Annotated in this window: 16 protein-coding genes; 11 read left to right on the top strand and 5 right to left on the bottom strand. The window is 56.3% G+C overall.

Going from position 1 to position 20,350, the window contains the following annotated elements; all coding sequences use genetic code 11:
• The 3 genes from CLV83_RS00870 to CLV83_RS00860 all read left to right on the top strand — a co-directional run.
• Positions 1–735: electron transfer flavoprotein subunit alpha/FixB family protein (locus CLV83_RS00870; RefSeq protein WP_132286177.1), on the top strand; the 735-nt coding region annotated here is incomplete at its 5' end.
• Positions 736–861: 126 nt separating this feature from the next.
• Positions 862–2,520 carry an electron transfer flavoprotein-ubiquinone oxidoreductase gene (locus CLV83_RS00865; RefSeq protein ID WP_207894659.1) on the top strand — a complete coding sequence of 553 codons (1,659 nt, stop codon included), beginning with the start codon at positions 862–864 and terminating at the stop codon, positions 2,518–2,520.
• Between the two features lie 175 nt (positions 2,521–2,695).
• On the top strand, positions 2,696–3,625 hold the full coding sequence (locus CLV83_RS00860; RefSeq protein ID WP_165900206.1) for an AraC family transcriptional regulator: 930 nt from the start codon (positions 2,696–2,698) through the stop codon (positions 3,623–3,625).
• Between the two features lie 516 nt (positions 3,626–4,141).
• On the opposite strand, the gene CLV83_RS00855 is transcribed toward CLV83_RS00860, so the two are convergent.
• A complete protein-coding gene (locus tag CLV83_RS00855) occupies positions 4,142–5,233 on the bottom strand; it encodes a porin family protein (RefSeq protein ID WP_132286171.1) in 1,092 nt (363 codons plus the stop codon).
• 338 nt (positions 5,234–5,571) lie between these two features.
• Between CLV83_RS00855 and CLV83_RS00850 the strand changes: the two genes are divergently transcribed.
• Positions 5,572–5,997, top strand: a complete 426-nt coding sequence (locus tag CLV83_RS00850; RefSeq protein WP_132286168.1) for a gamma-glutamylcyclotransferase family protein — start codon at positions 5,572–5,574, stop codon at positions 5,995–5,997.
• Positions 5,998–6,076: 79 nt separating this feature from the next.
• On the opposite strand, the gene CLV83_RS00845 is transcribed toward CLV83_RS00850, so the two are convergent.
• Together CLV83_RS00845 and CLV83_RS00840 are read right to left on the bottom strand one after the other, a co-directional pair.
• The gene (locus CLV83_RS00845; protein ID WP_132286165.1) at positions 6,077–7,930 is read right to left on the bottom strand and encodes an SLC13 family permease; all 1,854 of its coding nucleotides are present in this window, start codon (positions 7,928–7,930) and stop codon (positions 6,077–6,079) included.
• Positions 7,931–8,325: 395 nt separating this feature from the next.
• A complete protein-coding gene (locus tag CLV83_RS00840) occupies positions 8,326–9,768 on the bottom strand; it encodes an NCS1 family nucleobase:cation symporter-1 (RefSeq protein WP_207894657.1) in 1,443 nt (480 codons plus the stop codon).
• 609 nt (positions 9,769–10,377) lie between these two features.
• Between CLV83_RS00840 and CLV83_RS00835 the strand changes: the two genes are divergently transcribed.
• Positions 10,378–12,204 carry an ABCB family ABC transporter ATP-binding protein/permease gene (locus CLV83_RS00835; RefSeq protein WP_132286162.1) on the top strand — a complete coding sequence of 609 codons (1,827 nt, stop codon included), beginning with the start codon at positions 10,378–10,380 and terminating at the stop codon, positions 12,202–12,204.
• Positions 12,205–12,486: 282 nt separating this feature from the next.
• Here CLV83_RS00835 and CLV83_RS00830 read toward each other — a convergent pair whose 3' ends face one another.
• A complete protein-coding gene (locus CLV83_RS00830) occupies positions 12,487–12,681 on the bottom strand; it encodes a hypothetical protein (RefSeq protein ID WP_132286159.1) in 195 nt (64 codons plus the stop codon).
• Between the two features lie 796 nt (positions 12,682–13,477).
• On the opposite strand from CLV83_RS00830, the gene CLV83_RS00825 reads away from it, so the two are divergent.
• From CLV83_RS00825 to CLV83_RS00800, 6 genes are read left to right on the top strand one after another with little or no spacing between them, the layout of a single operon-like run.
• On the top strand, positions 13,478–14,485 hold the full coding sequence (locus CLV83_RS00825) for a TRAP transporter substrate-binding protein (protein ID WP_207894655.1): 1,008 nt from the start codon (positions 13,478–13,480) through the stop codon (positions 14,483–14,485).
• A 51-nt stretch (positions 14,486–14,536) separates the two neighbouring features.
• Positions 14,537–15,070 carry a TRAP transporter small permease gene (locus CLV83_RS00820; RefSeq protein ID WP_132286156.1) on the top strand — a complete coding sequence of 178 codons (534 nt, stop codon included), beginning with the start codon at positions 14,537–14,539 and terminating at the stop codon, positions 15,068–15,070.
• Complete coding sequence (locus CLV83_RS00815) at positions 15,060–16,352, top strand: TRAP transporter large permease (protein WP_132286153.1); 1,293 nt, start codon at positions 15,060–15,062, stop codon at positions 16,350–16,352. The genes CLV83_RS00820 and CLV83_RS00815 overlap by 11 nt, the downstream gene beginning before the upstream one ends.
• Positions 16,352–16,852: a MarR family winged helix-turn-helix transcriptional regulator gene (locus CLV83_RS00810; RefSeq protein WP_132286150.1), complete on the top strand. Its 501-nt coding sequence runs from the start codon at positions 16,352–16,354 to the stop codon at positions 16,850–16,852. Before CLV83_RS00815 ends, CLV83_RS00810 begins: the two co-directional genes overlap by 1 nt.
• A complete protein-coding gene (locus CLV83_RS00805; protein ID WP_132286147.1) occupies positions 16,849–18,720 on the top strand; it encodes an AMP-binding protein in 1,872 nt (623 codons plus the stop codon). Before CLV83_RS00810 ends, CLV83_RS00805 begins: the two co-directional genes overlap by 4 nt.
• On the top strand, positions 18,707–19,333 hold the full coding sequence (locus tag CLV83_RS00800; protein ID WP_132286144.1) for a glutathione S-transferase family protein: 627 nt from the start codon (positions 18,707–18,709) through the stop codon (positions 19,331–19,333). The genes CLV83_RS00805 and CLV83_RS00800 overlap by 14 nt, the downstream gene beginning before the upstream one ends.
• A 282-nt stretch (positions 19,334–19,615) precedes the next feature.
• On the opposite strand, the gene CLV83_RS00795 is transcribed toward CLV83_RS00800, so the two are convergent.
• A partial coding sequence (locus tag CLV83_RS00795; protein ID WP_132286141.1) for an electron transfer flavoprotein subunit alpha/FixB family protein occupies positions 19,616–20,350 on the bottom strand: 735 nt, incomplete at its 5' end.

The raw sequence follows: 20,350 nt of genomic DNA, 5'->3' as shown, positions 1-20,350 counted from the left end.
GACAAAGGCCTGGCCGAGAACCTCAGCGCTCTGATCGTTGAACTGGCTTCCGGCTACAGCCACATCGTTGCAGCCGCCAGCAGCACCAGCAAGGACGCCATGCCACGCGTGGCAGCCCTGCTCGACGTCGGCCAGCTCAGCGAGATCATCGCCGTTGAGTCGGCCGATACCTTCAAACGCCCGATCTATGCCGGTAACGCCATCGCCACTGTGCAGTCCCAGGACGCCGTCAAGGTGATCACCGTGCGCACCTCGGCATTCGATAAGACCGCTGCCGAAGGTGGCAGCGCCAGTGTTGAAGCCGTAAGCACCGCCTGCGATGCCGGTATCTCCAGCTTCGTCAGCGAAGAGCTGGTTAAATCCGACCGTCCGGACCTGGCTGCTGCCGGCATCGTCATCTCCGGTGGTCGCGGCATGGGCAACGGTGAAAACTTCGCCCTGCTGGAAAAAGTGGCCGATAAACTCGGCGCCGCCATTGGTGCCTCCCGCGCCGCTGTGGATGCAGGCTTTGTTAGCAACGATCTCCAGGTCGGTCAGACCGGCAAGATCGTCGCGCCCGAGCTGTACATCGCCGTGGGTATCTCTGGTGCGATCCAACATCTGGCCGGTATGAAAGAGTCCAAGGTGATCGTGGCGATCAACAAGGATGAGGAAGCGCCGATCTTCCAGGTGGCCGACTACGGCCTGGTAGGCGATCTTTTCGAGATCCTGCCGGAACTGGAAGCGAAGCTCTAACACTCTGCCTGACGCGTTTCAGCACTCTATAAAAAACACACAAAGAAGATGTGACCGGCAGACACCCTGAACAATCGGGTGCCTGCCGAGAATCACACGCCCCCTATCCGTGAACGAGGTTTTCACATGCGCGAATCCATGGAATTTGATGTAGTCATCGTCGGTGCCGGCCCTGCGGGTCTCAGTGCTGCCTGTCGTCTGATGCAGCAGGCACAGGAAGCCGAGCAGGAACTCACCGTCTGTGTCGTCGAGAAAGGCTCCGAGGTCGGTGCCCATATTCTCTCTGGCGCTGTCATCGAATCTCGTGCCATGGATGAACTCTTCCCGAACTGGAAAGACATGGAGGCACCGCTGAATACACCGGTGACCTCCGATGAGCTTTATCTGCTCAAAAGCGATACGGCAGCGAAAAAACTGCCCAACGCACTGATTCCCAAGACCATGCATAACACCGGGCATGGCCTTAACAACTACGTGGTCAGCCTGGGCAACGTCTGCCGCTGGTTGGCCGAACAGGCGGAAGGCCTGGGCGTGGAGATTTTCCCAGGCTTTGCCGCCGCCGAAGTCCTCTATAACGAAGACGGTTCCGTGAAGGGCATCGCCACCGGCGATATGGGCATTACCGCCGCCGGCGAGCAGGGCCCCAACTACATGGAAGGGATGGAACTGCACGCCAAATACACCCTGTTTGCGGAAGGCTGCCGCGGCCATCTCGGCAAGCAGCTGATCGAGCAGTTCAAGCTCGATAACGAAGCCGACGCCCAGCACTACGGTATCGGCATCAAGGAACTCTGGGATATCGATCCGGCCAAGCATCAGCCCGGCTTGGTGGTTCACGGCTCCGGCTGGCCCCTCGTTGAAGATACGACGGGCGGCTTCTTCCTCTACCACCTGGAAAACAACCAAGCGGTGGTCGGCCTGATCGTCGATCTGAACTACACCAATCCCTGGCTAAGCCCGTTCGACGAGTTCCAGCGCATGAAGCATCACCCGGTGCTCGCCCAGCACCTCGAAGGCGGCAAACGCGTAGCCTATGGCGCCCGCGCCATCACCAAGGGCGGCTTTAACGCTCTGCCAAAGATGTGCTTCCCCGGGGGTCTGCTGATCGGCTGTAACGCCGGCACCCTGAACTTCAGTAAGATCAAGGGCACCCATACCGCCATGAAATCCGGCATGCTGGCGGCGGAAGCGGTATTTGAGGCGATTGCTGCCGGTGACGAAGGTGGCTCAGAGCTGAGCAGCTTCAGCGACAAGTTCGAAGCCAGCTGGGCCTATGACGAGCTGTTCCGCTCCCGCAACTTTGGTCCGGCGATGCACAAGTTCGGCCCGATCCTTGGCGGTGCGTTCAACTTCATCGACCAGAATATCTTTGGCGGCAAGCTGCCGCTCACTCTGCATGACGACAAGCCGGACTATGCCCAGCTCAAGCCGGCCGATCAGTGCACCAAGATCGACTACCCCAAGCCAGACGGCAAACTCAGCTTCGACAAGCTCTCTTCGGTGTTTATCTCCAACACCAACCACGAAGAGGATCAGCCCTGCCACCTGAAGCTGAAGAACCCGGATATCCCGCTGCAGCAAAATCTGCTCACCTTCGCAGAACCGGCGCAGCGCTACTGCCCGGCTGGCGTGTACGAGATCGTCGAAGAGGCCTCCGGACCCCGCTTCCAGATCAACGCGCAGAACTGCGTGCACTGTAAAACCTGTGACATCAAGGACCCGGCGCAGAACATCACCTGGGTGGTGCCTGAGGGAGCTGGCGGCCCCAACTATCCGAATATGTGATAGCTGGGGCGGTAAAATGAATAGGTCTCGATCTGTTTAAAATATTGTTACAGAGTTAAACTTTTAAAAGATAAATAAAAATATCAAAACTAGCGTTTAAATTGATATTCATCTCATAACAATAATTAAGAGGTGAGAGATGACTTTTTCCTCATCGTGCTTTGATCAGGAACTTATGGATGTTTCTGCGTTTGAAATATCCAACTTCCTCAAGAGCAAAAGCTTTGCTGATCACCGTTTAATTCAGCGTGGCAGCCGATCAGCAAATGTTTCCAGCCTGAGATACAAGGCATTCGGGCCGCTGCAGATCGCCGAATACAGCAGCGGCAGTTCCATGGAAGTCCGCATCCCTAACCTGGATGACGCCTACCACCTGCAGATTGTACTTTCCGGTGAAGGCCATTGCGTGTTCGATGGCACCAGCCTGCCGATACAGGCGGGCGATTCGATCATGCTGACACCTGGCACCGAATACACCCTGGGTTACTCCCGCGATTGCGTGCAACTGAGCGTACGTATTCCGCTTGAGTTTCTGCATCAGTCCGCCCGTGAATTTGGCTATTTCACGGCTGGCGGTCCGATTCGGTTTATCCCGCGCGGCGTTAATGTAATCAACGAGGGTCCGATCAGGCACCTGCTGCGTGATGTGCTCGAGTTCGATGTGCGCAATACCAGTGAAAGGGCTCAGCTTTACTACGCAAAACTGCTTTGCCACGGTATCCTGCAGAGCCACGAGAGCGGTATCTGCCTAAATGACCGGGTGAACCCTTCCGAGCATCGCCATATCGCCCAGATCCGCAACTATGTGCTGGACCATCTGACAGAAGATATCGGCATCGGCGATCTGGTAGAGCTTTGCCGCATCAGCCGTAAATCTCTGTATAATCTGTTCGAGAAAGAGACGGGGCAGACTCCGTCCACCTATATCCGCCAGTTGAAGCTTGAAACCATCTATAGCGAGCTCAGCGGCGATGACCGCAATATACGCAACGTTACCGAAGTAGCGTTGAAGTACGGCTTCACCAACCTGGGCCGCTTCTCCGCCCAGTATCGCGAACATATCGGCGAACTGCCATCCGAGACCCTGCGTCGGCAGAGCCACTGACTTTTTTCATCAAGGCCAAGGATTGGCCACCCCTTTTTTACCCCTCCCTTAACGTCTCCTGCAGCATTATTGGTAAGAGCGACGTACCCAAAGGGCATAACAACCCCTTCGCAATCAACCGTCTTGGGCTCGAATCACCCCGATACCAGATCAATCTGGCACGAGGTTATTTTGCCCCTTGGGTGCGTGCCTCCTAGCGTGCTGGTTTCGCGTAGGAACGGCGCCCTGCTGCGATAACCGACCGTTTTTTTGCACCACCACTGTCCCAGCTTGAATCGGCGCGAGGGTGTCATGCCCTTCGGGTGCGTACCACCTACCGGCCGGTTTCCCGCAGGAGCGGCGCCTGCGCCTCGATAGTCCGCCTGGGTTTTGAGTCACCGCCGTGCCAGATCAATCTGCACGAGGTTATTACGCCCCTTGGGTGCCTGCCTACTAACGCATTCCATTGACCGCCAAATTTCAGGCAATAAAAAACCCGGGGAAGGGGACCCGGGTTTTTTAGCGGTCTAAGTTAACTTAGAACTTGTACATCGCCATAACTTCAACCTGGCTGCCAGCCGGACGCAGGGAGCTGCCTGCAGAGGTCGGCGGACGGTTAGCTGCGTTCTGGTCGCGGAATTCGATACCGAGATCCAGGTTCGGCAGGTAGGTGTAGATCAGGTTGACGGTAGTCAGCTTCAGGGTATCTTCATCCATGAAATCAGCAACTTCGTCAGACTTCACCTGGCCGTAACGCAGGTTACCGCGCAGTTTAGGAGTGAACTTATGGCTGATACCTGCAGAGAAACCGGTCAGAGTGACCATGTCACCATTGGCATCAACTTCCATGCCCGGATCTGTGCCGCGAGCACCGTTGTAACCCCAGCCAGCGTAGATAGCTGCACCTTCACCGGAGAAGCCGCTCAGCGCCAGGCTAGTGCTGTCGGTCAGCTTGAATTTGCCGGCTACGGAAAGCGCTGCGCCAAATTCAGATTCATCATCATCAACGCCAGGAGATGTATCAACGTCGCGCCCGGTCAATGCGATGTTAAAGGCATGACCACCTTCAGTGCGGTAGGTGTAGGCAGCAACCATATCCGGGTAATCAGCTTCGTCGTAAAGCGGATCCTGCAGGGTCAGGCGGAAGCCTTTGTTGGCGTAGTGCATGACCAGGTCAGGACGGATTACCGCGCCGCTACCAGCAACCGTACCAATACCCAGACCGAAGAAGTTGATCATTTCCACATCGAACGGAGCATTCGCGAAGAACTGACCGTTCCAGGTCTGACCAACGGTGAAGTTATCGACGCTGACAGTCGCGTGACGCAGACGCAGTGCGTAAGAGCTGTCGGAATCGTCAGTGTTGTTATCCCAGAAGTCACCTTCGATAAAGCCACGGACCTTGTGGCCATTTACTTCGCGCGCAGCGGAGAAGTTCAGACGGGTCTGACGGGCGCTGCCTTCGAAAGAGGTATCGTCGTCGTCAGGATCGGTGAACACACCTTCAGCCTTGACGTAACCGCCGATGTTGAAAGTAGTACCGTTGTACTCGCCCAGTTCCAGTGCGGAAGCCTGAGAGGAGATACCGGCGACCATGACCGCCAGTGCCAGCTTATTACGAATCATCATCTGAGTTTGGCCCTCGTTATTATCGTTGTATGTTTCAACATAAATATCCCAGAGGGCCAAAATCCGGGATATACAAATAGTGTAATCTTTGTACATTGATAAAACTTAGCGGCATTTTTGTAGTCATTTATTGGTCAACCGGGCACCTTTTCGAAATTTCTTATACCCTTAGCCAAAGACCAAATAATGCAGCCTCTCGATTTTTCGATCTGGCAATAAGATTAAAGTAGAAATCGATTAATAAGAGACAACGCTCCCGGCCGGGAGCCTACACACTCGCAACGCCTGCCAAACGCCAAAACTTGGCTCTACCGGCCAGGATCTGCGAAACTGGCAAAATGCTTTCTAAACCTATCCGCAAACTGCTTCTCGCCCTGGGCATCGTTACGCTGCTCGTCCCGGTATACCTCTGGTTTACCCTGCTAAGCCCCTGGGGTTACACAGCGCCACCGGGCCTTACGCCTGTCACCCCCGGTGATCACCCGGTATTCGTTTACGGGACTCTGCGCCAACCCTGGGTACGCTGGCTGGTCATAGGCCGCAGTCCTGAAACCCGCTCCACTACCCTGCCCGGTTACCGCAAAGAGGGGCTGGACCTGGACAAAGATCCCGGTTCAGAGGTCAGTGGTGAGCTTTTCCATGTATCTGCGAAAGAACTCAAGCGCCTGGACCGATACGAGCGACTGGGGATTCGCTACAAGCGCGTAGAAATACAGCTCGACGACGGCAGTTCCGCCTGGGTTTATCTAAGGATCCACCAGTAAACACCAGATCAGGCGGAAGGCAGCGGAAATTCCAGGGGCATAGGCTCTCAGAGCCTGCCGCCTGTACCACCCTCTGCAGTTACAGAGGCCAGACCCAGAGCAATAACGGGATGCTCACCAGCGAAACCAGCAACGAGACCGGCAGACCAAGACGCCAATAGTCGCTGAAATGGAAGCCGCCAGGCCCCAGTATCAGTGTATTGTTCTGATGCCCGATCGGCGTCAGAAAAGCGCAGGAAGCACCGATGGCCACGGCCATCAGGAAGGCATCATCATTGACGCCAAGGGTCGCGGCAGTGCCCAAGGCAATAGGACACATCGCCGCCGCGGTCGCCGCATTATTCACCACACAGGAGATCAACATCGTCAGCACCAGGATAAGCCCGATCGCAACCGCTCCACTCCCCTGCGCCACATAATCCATCAGCAGCTGTGCTATCAGTGCAGCGGTACCCGTCTCTTCCAGCACACCGGCCACCGGCATCAGGGCACCAAGCAACACAATCACCGGCCAATCGATGGCATCGTATACAGCACGCAGGGGCAGCGTGCGAAGCACCATGGTCGCCAGCACGCCCGCGCCGAAGGCGATCGCCGTCGGTAGCAATGAGAAGGCCGCGGCCAGTACAGCAGCCAACATGACCAGGGACGCCGCCATCGCCTTGCCGCGATCGGGAATTCTTAACTCACGCTCTGCCAGCGGAACACAGCCGTTATCCGCTGCGAAGTCGCTTAATGCTTCTTCTGCGCCTTGCATCAACAACAGATCGCCAGGACGAATTTTCAGCGTGCGCAGGCGCGTTTTCATGGGTGACCCTTCGCGGGATATAGCCAGCAGGTTCAGCCCATAGCGGGTACGCAGTTGAATATCTTTGGCTGAGCGACCCTGGAGACGGGATTCGGTGCGTACGACCAGCTCCATCATGATCATCCCCTCGCCGCCATTACGACTCGAACCCGCGTCAGCTTCCTCCTCATCTGAGTTCTTTGCCTTCGAGTCAGCGCCAGCGTCGGCATCCTCCTTGTTTTTTTCACCCTCTGAAGACTCTGCTTCTTCGAGCTCCAGACCGAGCGCTCCCAGTACGCCCGCCAGCGCTTCAACATCTGCCTCGATGATCAGTATGTCGCCCGCTTTTATCCGCCGCGCCGATGTGGGGACATTCACCCTGACCTCGTTACGGACAAGCCCGATAATCTGGGCATCCACCTCCTCCAGCTCAGCCTCAACCTCACCCAAACGCTTACCGGCGGCCTTACTGCCTTCACCGACCCTGGCTTCGGTAATGTATGCCCCGGTCTCAAACCCTTCGCGCCCCGGCTGTTTTCGTGCCGGCACCAGGCGCCAGCCCAGCAGCGCAATAAACACCAGACAAAGTAGCGCTACCGGTAAACCAACGACCGTGAAATCAAACATGGCGAAACCACTGCCGAGGCTCTCACTGCGAAAGCCGGAAACGATCAGGTTAGGAGGCGTACCGATCAGCGTTGTCAGACCGCCCAGTATGGTGCCAAATGCCAGCGGCATCAGCACCTGACCGGGCGTCAGCTCTAGCCTTCCAGAGAGCTGCATCGCCACCGGCATCAACAATGCCATGGCGCCGACGTTATTCATAAAACCAGACAGCACTGCACCGAGCAGGGTCAGTGCGAACAGACTGAGCGTTGCGCCCGCCTTTTTCGGTAATAGATGTCGGGTAAGTACATCGACTGCCCCGGAAAACTGCAGCGCCCGGCTAAGCACAAGCACGCAGGCCACAGTCACAACAGCAGGGTGGGCAAACCCAAGAAAGGTCTCTTCGGCCGGTATCAATCCGGTGAGCGCACAGGCCAGTAACGCGCCACCGGCAACAATGTCATGACGCCAACGGCCCCAGACAAACATCACCATGGTCGCCAGCAGGATAAAAACAATCAGCAACTGATCCTGAGTCAAACTAACTCCCTATTTCCTTCTTTCCCCGGCTACCAAAGACGCTGGTTGCAAGAGCCTGCGACTGGCCAAGAACATTAACGTCTCAGAGATATCACCTGCCCTGCTTCCATGCACGATTAAAGAGACTCACCCGCGTCGTGAAAACAGCAGCTCTCCCCTGTGGGTATAGCGCACTGGAACGGAGCTGTCAGAGAAGGGATCTTTTTTCTCTCCTGGGCTTGCCAGACTCACTGCAGAATGCAACCAATGAACCGGCGCAGGTAACCCAAAGAAGTACGCTAGGGTGTTTGAAGGAATCCAGCCGTGCGGCGGAACTACATCTATAGAAGATTGATGTAAGAGCAACGGGCACCCGACCTCCCGGTCAGGTGCCCGTTATGAGATTAAACTTTCTATTAGATAGCTTTGGGCGTAAGCACCCGGTAGATAACTCCACCCAGCAGTGCGCCCAGCAGCCAGGCGTAACCGGACAGATCGCTGAGTGCCGCCACCCAGACGGTCGCCACGGAGAATGTGGCACCAACGGCAAAGGCTATAAGGGCGGTACGGTTCCAGCCTTTCGAATAGTAGTAGGCGCCTTGCGGATCGTTGCTGTAAAGCTCAGCGACTTTCAGACGCTGCTGCTTAACCCAGTAGTAATCGACGACCATGATGCCGTATAGCGGCGCCAGAGTAGCCCCCAGGGTGTTAACAAAACCGCTGATACCCACCTCGCTGATAAAGCTGACCCAGAGGCCACCAATCACCAGGGCGAACAGAGAGGTGATCCAACCGGCACGCTTGAAGTCGAGCTTGGCGGGAGCCATGTTGGCGATACCGTTCACGGCAGGAATGAAGTTAGCCACCAGGTTGATGCCGACCGTAGCGGCGAAGAAGGTGATCGCAGCGATAATCGACAGAATGGTGCTGTCGGCCTTTTCGACGATCTCGGTTGGGTTAACGATCTTTTCACCGTAGATCACTGCGGCACCGGCGGTAATCAGCAGCGCCAGCGCAGAGAAGATCACCATATTCAAAGGCAGACCGGTCAGGTTCCCCTGCACCATCGACTTGGTATCTTTAGAGTAGCGGGAGAAGTCACTGAAGTTGATCATCACCGCGGCGAAATAGGCCACCATGGTACCCACGATCGCCACGAAACCTGATATTTCAGAGCTGAACGACGGGTTCTCAGGTGCAAAAATGGTCTGCGCCGCTTCCCAGAGCTGACCATCTGACTTCTGCCAAAGCACCACCAGCAACCCGATCATTACCGCGTAAACGAAAGGCCCGGCCACATTAAGGAAGGTGCCCACCCAGTTCATGCCATGGGAGAAAATCGCAATCTGGAACGCCCACACCAGCAGGAACGAGATCCAGCCCAGGGTAGTCAGCCCCATGAAAGTTTCACCGCCGCTGTCTGCCCCGGTCAGCGTCACCAGCAGCAGCTCCAGCGCAGTTGAAGCAAAGTAGGTTTGCGCGCCATACCAGAATACCGCCACCGTCGCCCGGAGGATCGCCGGCAGACGGGCACCGCCCACCCCCATGCTTGCGCGCGCCAGAACCGGGTAAGGAATACCGTGATCCACACCGGGCTTACCGGAGATATTGACCAGCACCATCACCAGCAGGCCCGCGGTAATCAGTGCCGCAAACGCGGTGTAACCGGTTACGCCGTAAGAGATAAACAGCGATGCAACCAGTGAATAGCCAAACAGGCTCTGGATATCGTTGGCCCAGATGTTAAACACCTCAAACCTTCCCCAGGTTCGTTCCTCCTTGGGAACGGGTGCCAGAGAGTCATTGTGCATATCCATCTCAGTTGAACTGGTGTTACCCCGGGACTGAGTATTTGTCATTGTGAAAGCTCTCTTCCGCCTTAGCGATGATGCTAATGTTTCAAAAAAGTAGTCACTGAAACAAATGCAACAAGCGCACCATTTTTGCACCAGTACTGAAATTCGCCTCCATAAACGACCTCCGCGGTGTCAGAAACTGAAAAGACGACAAAAATACGCACCGATACGATGCACTCAATAGCCACAAGGCACCGCATTGGAACATCTTTAGTACTAATCCAGCCCATTTACTGTGCAGCAAAATTAACCACCGTTGTGCCCATTGGCAGGTAACAAACCTGGGCCGATGTTTCGGAGTGCGTTACCTGGAGTAACGTTTCACTGGAAATTGGGGTGGAAAAGTATCCTTTTTCGGTTGGACTCCCCCTATTCCGCACTCGCCAGGCAAGACGATAGCAAAGCAGCCTCCTCCTCTGCCCATAGCTGAAAGATTCCAGACATTGGCTTTATACTTCCCAGCCCAACACTTAGCTGCTGTTTTACTGCCCCGGCTGGCCCGACGTGTACACGCCTGTTAGCCGGTGCATACGGCTCGATAAGGGTTGCAACAGCACCAGCCCAGGTTAGCTAAGATGTAACCACAAGCCGCCAGCCAAACAGGTAACATCCATGTCACGAGGCTCCCGCCGTCACCAGCACTCGCCATCCGCCAGCAGGGAGCCGGCCGGCCTGAATGAAGCCTGGGATGTGCTAAAGACCATCTGGCCCTACCTGTGGGAGTTTCGTGCCCGGATGGGCGTTGCTTTTGTGCTGCTAGTACTGGCCAAGGTCGCCACGGTCACCATGCCCTGGGCACTGAAACATATCGTCGATAGCCTCGATCGTACCCAACACCAGATCATTGCTGTTCCCCTGTTGATGCTCGCGTTCTATGGGGTGCTGCGATTCGGCTCGGTGTTTTTCAGCGAAGCACGGGACGCCGTATTCAGCCGTATCACCGAGCGTGCAATGCGGCGCATGGTGCTCAGGGTGTTCCGACATTTGCATGCGTTGGAGCTGGAGTTCCATCTGTCGCGCCAGACCGGTGGCATCTCAAGAGACATAGACCGGGGCGGTAACGGCTTTGGCTTTTTAATGCGGATGCTGGTGTTCAATATCGTACCGACGCTGATCGAGATAACGATGGTCGCCGGCATCCTGCTGATCAACTTCAGCCCCTGGTACGCGCTAATTATCCTGGTCAGCGTCGGCATCTATATCTACTTCACCATTACCACCACGGAGTGGCGCAATCGGTTTGTCCGTGAGATGAACCAGCTCGACTCGGAAACCAACACCCGCGCCATCGACAGCCTGCTCAATTACGAGACGGTCAAATACTTCAATAACGAGCACTACGAGGCGGAGCGTTACGACGGCAACCTGGCCCGCTGGGAAAGCGCCCGCCTGAAAACCCGCATGACGCTCATGCTGCTGAACAGCGGCCAGGCGCTGATCATCGCCACCGGCATGGCCCTGCTGCTCTGGCTGGCCGCCCAGGATGTGGTTAACGGCGAGATGACACTGGGCTCACTGGTGATGATCAACGCCTATATTCTGCAGCTGTTCATGCCGCTGAACTTTCTCGGCATGGTGTACCGGGAGATACGCCGGGCACTGACCGATATCGAGAACATGTTCGGCCTGCTGAAAAAAGCGCCCAGTGTCAGTGACGAGCCCGATGCCCCTCCTCTAAAAGTCATTCAGGGCGCAATCGAGTTTCGCGAGGTGAATTTCGCCTATCATGCGGAGCGACCGATTCTTAAAAACCTTAGTTTCAAGGTTAACCCGGGGGAGAAAGTCGCTGTGGTCGGCCCCAGCGGCGCCGGCAAATCCACCCTGGCACGATTGCTGTTTCGCTTTTATGACCTGCAGAGCGGCGAGATCCTAATCGATAACCAGCCGATCAACCGCGTCAGCCAGCTTAGCCTTAGGCAAGCGATCGGCGTAGTTCCCCAGGACACGGTGCTGTTTAACGACACGATCTTCAGCAACGTGGCTTATGGCCGGCCTGAAGCCGCGCCTGAAGAGGTCAACACCGCTATCAGGATGGCTAACCTGGACCGCTTTATTGAGGCGCTGCCAGAAGGTCCGGACACCCGGGTGGGCGAGCGTGGCCTTAAGGTTTCCGGCGGCGAAAAGCAGCGTATCGCCATCGCCCGGGTGATCCTTAAAAAGCCGCCGATCCTGCTGTTCGACGAAGCCACATCGGCGCTGGACAGCGCCACCGAAAAAGCGATTCTCTCTTCCCTTAACAGCCTGGCTAAAAACCATACCAGCCTGGTAATCGCCCACCGGCTTTCGACCATCATCGATGCCGATCAGATTCTGGTGATGGATAGTGGAGAGATCATCGAGCGAGGTACACATCAGCAGTTGATGAACATGAACGGACGCTATGCTGCGATGTGGCGGCTGCAACAGGATAACCCTGATGAGTCGACGGCCACTCTTTAGGGGATCTGCATCCGCTGAACAGCCGAGGAGCGGGGATCTAGTGCCGCACGGTTCGGCTGCACTATTGCAAGTGCAAGGCTGACGCCAACCAAGACATTGTGAACTTAAGCGATCTAACTGAACGAAACAGGCGTTTGCGATGGATGGGGATGAGACTGGTTAAAACCGATTCTTTTTTTTTTGGGGGGGCAGGCCCTGCGGTTATTGTTATTGTTACCACCGCAGAAGATGTTGGGGTTATTCTCTTTTCAAAGGCCTAATGTGCGATCAAGCGCGGGTCTATCAGATCTCGGTTCCCCATGTGCTCAGCCAGGTTTCAACCTCTTTAGCCGCAGTCAGCTCCATGTCTTCTGACCGATGACTCAGTACCGAAGCCGAGTTCGAGGCACCAGCTGGCTCTTTAACCTGACGGCAATGGCCCACTTCACCATTCTGTGATTCTTCCCGATCTTCAGGAAGTTGAAAGATTGCACCCATAGTAAGTTTCCTCCTGTATATAGACTGTGCAATTAGACCATATCGAGCAAAAACAATACACATATGCATCTAAAATCACAGGAAAATTTTAACCTGTGTCAATAAACCTTTAGCCGATAGTTTCCGAAGCCACAACCGCATTCCAGAACGACTCATTACGTCCCTCCTCCCTACCTTCAACAGCACTGCATCAGACGAATCTGTGTCAACCTGCAACCCGCTTTACCCTGGTACTTTTTAGGAGGCTGTATGGCTGGCCGGCTGAGTTCAACAAGATCAGCAAACCCTCTTCGGCTTCGACTGAGGAGTCCTTCTGCGCATAAAACGTTAACTAATGGCTGAAAACGCTATCGTTTTACCTCTCTGCCAGTTATTGAGTTCTCGAGCCAGGGTCAGCTCCTCTGAACAGGGGATCAATTCATCAGCGCCGGCGCGGGGGTCAGAAACTCTAGCCAGCCCTGAACGCTGGTTTAGCGAGGAGAAAGCCCGGAGGCGACCTTCCCTACTCCGGTATTCGGTCTTTGTAGAAAAGCCCGAATGGTCACTTGAATAAAAAAGTACACATATGTATGTTGTTTGGAGTCAAACGAGTTGATCCAATAAATATAAGTAAGAAGGATTACGCTATGACCCAACACTACGCTTCGCCCCCACGCCTGCATCTTTGTGCCGCACAAGTTCCCAGACCGCTGCACCCACCCGCTCACAACAGCCATTGGTGCGTCTTTTAACTGCCACCGCCCGAAAGAACTGCCGAATAAAAATAATGTGTCTTTAAGGCACCACGGAGTCTTTAATGCTGAAGAAAACCGCGCTCGCACTCGCTCTGAATTTATCTGTTGCCGCCCTCGCACAGGCTGAGACCCTGCGTCTGTCGCACTGGGTGCCTGCCACTCATCCAGTTCAAGCCAAGGGGCTGGAGCCCTGGGCAAAATCGATTGAAGAAGCCTCCGACGGAGAGCTTTCCATTCAGATTTTTCCGGCCCAGCAGATTGGCTCAGCACCGGATCACTACGACATGGTGCGTGATGGCATTGTCGATATCAGCTGGACCAACCCCGGTTACAACGCGGGTCGTTTTCCGATCTACAGCCTGATTGAGATCCCCTTCCATATCTCTGACGGAGCAAGCGGTGCCAAGGCGATCCATAGCTGGTACCAGGACTACGCCAAAAAAGAGATGGGGGATGTCTTCTTCTGCGCGGTTAACAGCCATGAGACCGGGGCCCTGCACTCCAAAAAGCAGATCACCAGACCCGCCGAGCTGAGCGGCCTCAATGTCCGACCGGCCCATGCCACCATGGCCCGCTTTGTCAGCGATCAGGGCGCCGCTCCCGTGCAGGTACCTGCTCCCGAAGCCCGCGAAGCGATCGCTCGCGGTATCGCTGATGCGATTACCTTCCCCTGGGGCTCCATCTACGACTTCGGCATCGACAAGGAAGTGAAATATCACATGGACCTTCCGATGTATGTTTCCGCCCAGGTGCTGCTGTTCAACAAGGACAGCCTGAATGGTCTCAGCGAGCAGAACCGCCAGGTCATATACGATCACTGCACACCGGACTGGTCGCAACAAATATCCCAGGGCTGGGTTGAGGATGATCGCGAGGCCCGCGAGCAGATGGTTGCCGATGAAGGCCACAGCGTGATCCGCCCCTCAGAAGAGGAAGAGGCCCTGTGGCGTGAGGCTGCAAAACCCAGCCTTGAGAAGTGGAAGGCCGATGCGTCCGCGAGCGGTATCGATGCGGACAAGGCTTACCAGGACTACCTCCAGTCACTCAAAGATAACAACGCAGACTATTAATCCAGCCGGCGGAGGTGATAAGACCTCTGCCGCCCGTCTGAGTATCTTTTTATGAGCAAGCTAATTAATAAAACCCTTTCCGCCATCGAGGTGGTTGCGGCCATTCTGTTTGGCGCGGTGACCCTGCTTATCGTGCTGTCCGCAATCGGGCGCTACGGCTTTGCCGCCCCCATTCCGGACTCATTTGATCTCAGCCGCCTGGTGCTGGGCGTCGCTATTATCTGGGGCTTTGCCAGCCTCGGCTTTCGCGACAGCCACATCAAGGTGAGCATCTCGTCCCATATGTTCAGCAAGTCGGTCACCCGCTGGATCGAAGTGTTTGCCTGGACGCTGCTGCTGATATTCACCGCCGTGCTCGCCTGGAAAATGTTCGGCAAATTCCTCAGCAGCCATGCCAGCGGAGAGACCACCTTCGACCTGCGCATCCCGCTCTGGCCTTTTGTGTTTGCGATCTGGCTGGGCCTGGTTGGCGCGATCATCACCACCCTCTATCGCATCATTCAGATCGTCACCCGCCGTGACTTCTGCATTATCGAGAATTCAATCACCGGTAGCCGGGATGAAGAGGTGCAAAATGACGTCTGAAGTGATTGCGATCAGCGGCTTTATCGCACTGTTTACCATGATGTTTTTCCGCGTCCCCATCGGGGTCGCCATGGGTATCGTCGGTGTCTGCGGCTTTGGTGCTGTAGTTGGCGTGAAGCCGGCCATGAATCTTCTGTCTCAGTCACCACTGCGCACCATCACCGACTTTAACCTGACCCTGATCCCGTTCTTTATTCTGATGGGTGTTCTCGCCACCAACTCCGGCATGTCCCGCGAACTGTTTCGCGCCGGCAACGCCTGGTTCGGCTGGATGAAGGGTGGACTGGGCCTGGCCAGCGTCGGTGCGTGCGGCGGGTTTGCGGCGATCTGCGGCTCCTCCGTTGCGACGGCGGCCACCATGACCAAGATCGCCTACCCGGAAATGAAAAAGGCCAACTACAGCGACGAGGTCGCCACCGGCGTTATCGCAGCCGGTGGCACCCTGGGGATACTGATCCCGCCGTCGGTGGTGCTGGCGGTGTATGGCTTTATCACCGAGCAGGACGTAGGCGTGCTGTTTATAGCCGGTCTGATCCCGGGCCTGCTGGCGGTGCTGCTTTATATGCTGGCAGTTCGCTTCTGGTACGGACGCAGCCTGCCGGAAGGTAACGCATTCACCTGGAGAGAGGGCTTCGCCTCACTGAAAGGCGTCTGGGCCGTACTATTGCTGTTTGTATCAGTGATTCTGGCGATCTACCTCGGCGTAGTCACCGCTACTGAAGCCGCCGCCACCGGCGCATTTTTGACAGCGGTGATCGGTATTGCGCGCCGGCGCATCAACGCGCGCTCATTGCTGAACAGCCTGATTGAAGCCCTGCGCACATCCGTCGCGATCTACACCATCCTGATCGGCGCGATCCTGTTCGGCTACTTCCTGGCGATCACCCAGGTGCCGCAGGAGGTTGCCTCATCGCTGCTGGATCTAGGGCTGGGCCGCTTCGGCACACTACTGCTGATCCTTCTGCTGTTCCTGATCATGGGCTGCTTCCTCGACGCCATGGCGATGATCATTTTGATGGTGCCCATTGTGTTCCCGATCATTCAGCAATTGGGGTTCGATCCGATCTGGTTCGGCATCGTGGTTGTGATGACCGTGGAACTGGGGCTGATTACGCCGCCAGTGGGTATGAACGTGTTCATCATCGACAACCTCACCAAGAGCGTAAAAATCACCACGATCTTCAAAGGTGTCCTGCCGTTCGTTCTGGTCGATGTGCTGCGCCTGGCAATGGTCGTGGCTTTCCCCGCGATCGTCCTCTTTCTGCCGGAGACCATGTCCTGATGGCTAAAACTGACGCTAACGACAAGCTCTACGGCGAACGGCTGGACCCGTACGCCCCTGAACGCCTGAGCGACCTTGTCTCTTACCGGATCCGTCTGCTGCAGATCGCGGCCTTTAAATCCTTTGAGAGTGTGACCACCGGCTACGGCTCCATCCCTCGCTATTACGGCCTTCTGGAGTTGCTGAGCCACAACCCCGGCGTCACTCACAACCGGCTGGCAGAGGCGGTCTACCTCGATAAATCCAGCCTCGTGTCGATTCTGGATATGCTGCAGAAGGAAGGTGTGATCACACGCGAGCCCAGCGAGACCGACCGCCGCGTAAAAAACCTGTTTATTACCCCCAAAGGGGCTGAGCTACTGAGCGACCTGAACCGCCATGTCACCGAGCACGAGTCGATGCTGATGGCCGGATTCAGTGATGAGGAGCGCAGCACCCTGGTACGCATGCTCGACAAAATCGATAACAACATCCGCAACAGTTGGGAGGAGCAGAAATGATCGCTGGCAGCACACCTATACCCATGATTCGCGATATCGAAGCACAAGGCCTGGACACCTACCTAGCGTGCCCCACCCCTTTCGAGTTGATCGCTGCCAGCGCGGCAAAAACACCCGACGCCCTGGCCATTCGCTACATTCGTGAAACCAACCGACCGGACCGGGATGAGCAGATCAGCTACGCCGATCTGGTTGATCGTATTCAGCGCTATGCTGCGGTGTTCCGCGAGCGGGGCGTGGTCCCCGGCACCTCTGTGGCGATCCTCGGCCCGCACACACCTAACACCCAGATCGCACTCTGGGCGGCTGAACTGGCCGGCGCCGCCGCACCGATCAACCCGATGCTCAAGGCCGACCATGTGGTCTCTATTCTCAAGGAAGCCAATGCCCGCTGCCTGCTGATCAGCCAGCCCGAAGGCGTGCCCGCATTCTGGGATGAGCTCAAGAAGGCGCTTGAAGAGAGCACTCTCGATATTAAGCTGCTCTATTGCGATAGCGAACAGCTACTCAACGGCATCGATTGCTCACTGGAACAGGCCGCAGCAACCATCCCCTCTGGCACCACGCCTTTGGAGCCACGCCAGCCCGACGATCTGGCCGCCTACTACCACACCGGCGGCACCACAGGCACGCCCAAACTGGTCCAACACAACCATCGTAATGAAGCTCATGTCGCGGTGAGCTGTGCCCGCATGTTCGAGTTCAATGCCGACGATATTCTGGTCAACGGCTTTCCGCTGTTCCATGTGGCAGGCGCCTTCGTCTACGGCCTGTCTACGCTCTCGGCAGGCGCCACGCTGCTGATTCCCGGCGCTCAGGGTATGCGCAACCGGGATTTTCTCGGCACCATATGGCAGCAGATTGAGGGTTACGGCATTACCGCCATCGGCTGCGTACCCACGATTCTGTCGTCGATGGATGGTGTGGAACTTAACGCCGATATTTCATCGCTGCGCATGCTGCTGACCGGTGGCTCTCCGTTACCGACAGAGCTCGCTGACGCACTGGAGCAGAAAACCGGCAAGCCTGTGCGCAATATCTTCGGCATGACCGAAAGCGCGGGCTGCATCGCCGTTGAGCCCCTGTATAAGGAACGCAAAGCCAAATCCTGCGGTTTCCCGCTGCCGTTCGTTGAAGCTAGAGTGGTCAAACCCGAGGATCCGATGGGCCTGGGATCTGCCCTAGCACCGGGCGAATCCGGGCTGCTGATCATCAGAGGGCCCAATATCTCGGCCGGTTACAAGGATCCAAATGCGGGCGATGACAGCTTCCTTGACGATGGCTGGCTCTCTACCGGCGATATCGGCACCATGGATGAGGAGGGCCGGATATTTATTACCGGGCGCAGTAAGGACATCATTATCCGCGGCGCCCACAATATCGATCCGCAACAGATCGAGAGTGCACTGATCTCCCACCCCACCGTCAGAGACGCGGCGGCGGTCGGTATGCCCGATACCTATGCAGGCGAGTTGCCCGTTGCCTTCGTGACACTGGTCGCTGGAGCCGAGACCTCGCCTGAATCACTGATGCAACATATCAGCAGCATTATCGACGAACCGGTCGCGATCCCGAAGGAGATCGTAATTCTTGAGGATATGCCGACCACCCAGGTGGGCAAGATTTTCAAACCGGCGCTGCGACGCATCGCCATCCGTCACGCTATCGACCTGATCGCCAAGGCGGCGGAACTGGACGAAGAACAGTGCGAAGTGACTATTGATGACAAACTGCGTACGCGGATTTTTGTAGCGGCCGACCAGTTGAACGCCTTCAAAAAGAAACTGACCGGCATGCCGATCGATTACACAGTAACGCCCATAACAGTAACCCCGAGTAAGGAGTGCCTGACCGATGAACCCCGATAACCCCGTGTTACATCACTGCGCGGGGTCGCGCTCTACCCGTGTGCTCTGGTTACTGAATGAGATGGAAGCGGACTTTACCCTGGTTGAGCATGATTTCCCCAAGGGGCTGCGTGACCCGGATTTCAGAGCGCTCTCTCCGCTGGGGCGGGTACCGGTTCTGGTCGATGGTGCACAGGTACTCTCCGAGTCCGGCGCCATTATTCAGTACCTGTGTGAAACCCGTCAGCGCTGGGATCTTATGCCACAGATCGGCGATGCACTCAGGCCCTCCTGGCTGCAATGGCTTCACTTCGCGGAAACACTGGCAGCTCTGCCGGCAGCACTGTTCCAGACCGAAGTATCGATCCCGGAAGAGCAAAGATCCGAGCCGATGCTTGAGCTGGAGCGCCGGCGCCTGGATAAGGCGTTGAAATACCTTAACAAGCAGCTGAACGGACGCTCCTACCTGCAGGGTGAAAACTTCTCTGCCGCCGATATTGCGGTGGGCTATTCGCTGTTCTTTTCCAGCCGTTTCGTATCACTTGAAGAATACCCGGATCTCGCCGAATGGTACGGCCGGCTGAAAAGACGGCCTGCATTCCTGAAGTCCTTTCCAGCTAAATTTGCTGCCTAGATAGTAAATCAGAGGATCGTATCCAGAACGCCCCTCTAGTCTTTACTAAGCCAGCCCTATGAATGCATTCCCTATGCACTCATAGGGCTGTGACTACTCACTGCCCCACCCTAAAAACGTTCAAACTGAAACCGCCAAAACCAGACAAGAGACCGAGAGCTAAGTTTACGTTCCGGAGAAGCGGCGCAGTGGCATACCAATGAAAACTCCACCGCCTTGATCCTAAACGAAGCCGGCGCCGGCCATTGGAAATGGTTATAGCGGCGTTGGTTTGAGCCATTGTTAGAGACGGGTTTCCAGTTCCGGCAGGATCTCGAAAAGATCGCCTACCAGGCCGTAATCGGCCACCTGGAAGATCGGCGCTTCCTCATCCTTGTTGATCGCAACGATCACCTTGGACTCTTTCATACCGGCCAGGTGCTGGATCGCACCAGAGATACCCACGGCGATGTACAGCTCGGGCGCGACGATCTTACCGGTCTGACCGACCTGGAGATCGTTGCTAACAAAGCCTGCATCCACAGCGGCGCGGGAGGCTCCAATGGCGGCGCCGAGTTTATCGGCCACTTTTTCCAGCAGGGCGAAGTTTTCACCGTTGCCCATGCCGCGACCACCGGAGATGACGATGCCGGCAGCAGCCAGGTCCGGACGGTCGGATTTAACCAGCTCTTCGCTGACGAAGCTGGAGATACCGGCATCGCAGGCGGTGCTTACGGCTTCAACGCTGGCGCTGCCACCTTCGGCAGCGGCCTTGTCGAATGCCGAGGTGCGCACGGTGATCACCTTGACGGCGTCCTGGGACTGAACCGTGGCGATGGCGTTACCGGCATAGATCGGGCGCTTGAAGGTATCGGCCGACTCAACGGCGATGATCTCGCTGAGCTGACCCACATCCAGCAGGGCCGCCACGCGCGGCATGGCATCCTTGCTGGTGCTGCTGGCGGCTGCAACGATGTGGCTGTAGCCGGAAGCCAGTTCAACGATCAGAGCGCTGAGGTTCTCGGCCAGGCCTTTGTC

Origin of the sequence: Marinobacterium mangrovicola (assembly GCF_004339595.1) — a bacterium.
Classification (GTDB): Bacteria; Pseudomonadota; Gammaproteobacteria; order Pseudomonadales; family Balneatricaceae; genus Marinobacterium_D; species Marinobacterium_D mangrovicola.
This window is presented reverse-complemented; position numbering and strand designations above follow the sequence as displayed.

Excerpts from the sequence above, each read along its gene's own strand:
- CLV83_RS00810 (WP_132286150.1), top strand. The coding sequence starts at position 16,352 with ATGGCTAAAACTGACGCTAACGACAAGCTCTACGGCGAACGGCTGGAC.
- CLV83_RS00850 (WP_132286168.1), top strand. The coding sequence starts at position 5,572 with ATGCTTTCTAAACCTATCCGCAAACTGCTTCTCGCCCTGGGCATCGTT.
- CLV83_RS00835 (WP_132286162.1), top strand. The coding sequence starts at position 10,378 with ATGTCACGAGGCTCCCGCCGTCACCAGCACTCGCCATCCGCCAGCAGG.
- CLV83_RS00840 (WP_207894657.1), bottom strand. The coding sequence starts at position 9,768 with ATGACAAATACTCAGTCCCGGGGTAACACCAGTTCAACTGAGATGGAT.
- CLV83_RS00865 (WP_207894659.1), top strand. The coding sequence starts at position 862 with ATGCGCGAATCCATGGAATTTGATGTAGTCATCGTCGGTGCCGGCCCT.
- CLV83_RS00815 (WP_132286153.1), top strand. The coding sequence starts at position 15,060 with ATGACGTCTGAAGTGATTGCGATCAGCGGCTTTATCGCACTGTTTACC.
- CLV83_RS00860 (WP_165900206.1), top strand. The coding sequence starts at position 2,696 with ATGGATGTTTCTGCGTTTGAAATATCCAACTTCCTCAAGAGCAAAAGC.
- CLV83_RS00800 (WP_132286144.1), top strand. The coding sequence starts at position 18,707 with ATGAACCCCGATAACCCCGTGTTACATCACTGCGCGGGGTCGCGCTCT.
- CLV83_RS00830 (WP_132286159.1), bottom strand. The coding sequence starts at position 12,681 with ATGGGTGCAATCTTTCAACTTCCTGAAGATCGGGAAGAATCACAGAAT.
- CLV83_RS00825 (WP_207894655.1), top strand. The coding sequence starts at position 13,478 with ATGCTGAAGAAAACCGCGCTCGCACTCGCTCTGAATTTATCTGTTGCC.
- CLV83_RS00820 (WP_132286156.1), top strand. The coding sequence starts at position 14,537 with ATGAGCAAGCTAATTAATAAAACCCTTTCCGCCATCGAGGTGGTTGCG.
- CLV83_RS00855 (WP_132286171.1), bottom strand. The coding sequence starts at position 5,233 with ATGATGATTCGTAATAAGCTGGCACTGGCGGTCATGGTCGCCGGTATC.
- CLV83_RS00805 (WP_132286147.1), top strand. The coding sequence starts at position 16,849 with ATGATCGCTGGCAGCACACCTATACCCATGATTCGCGATATCGAAGCA.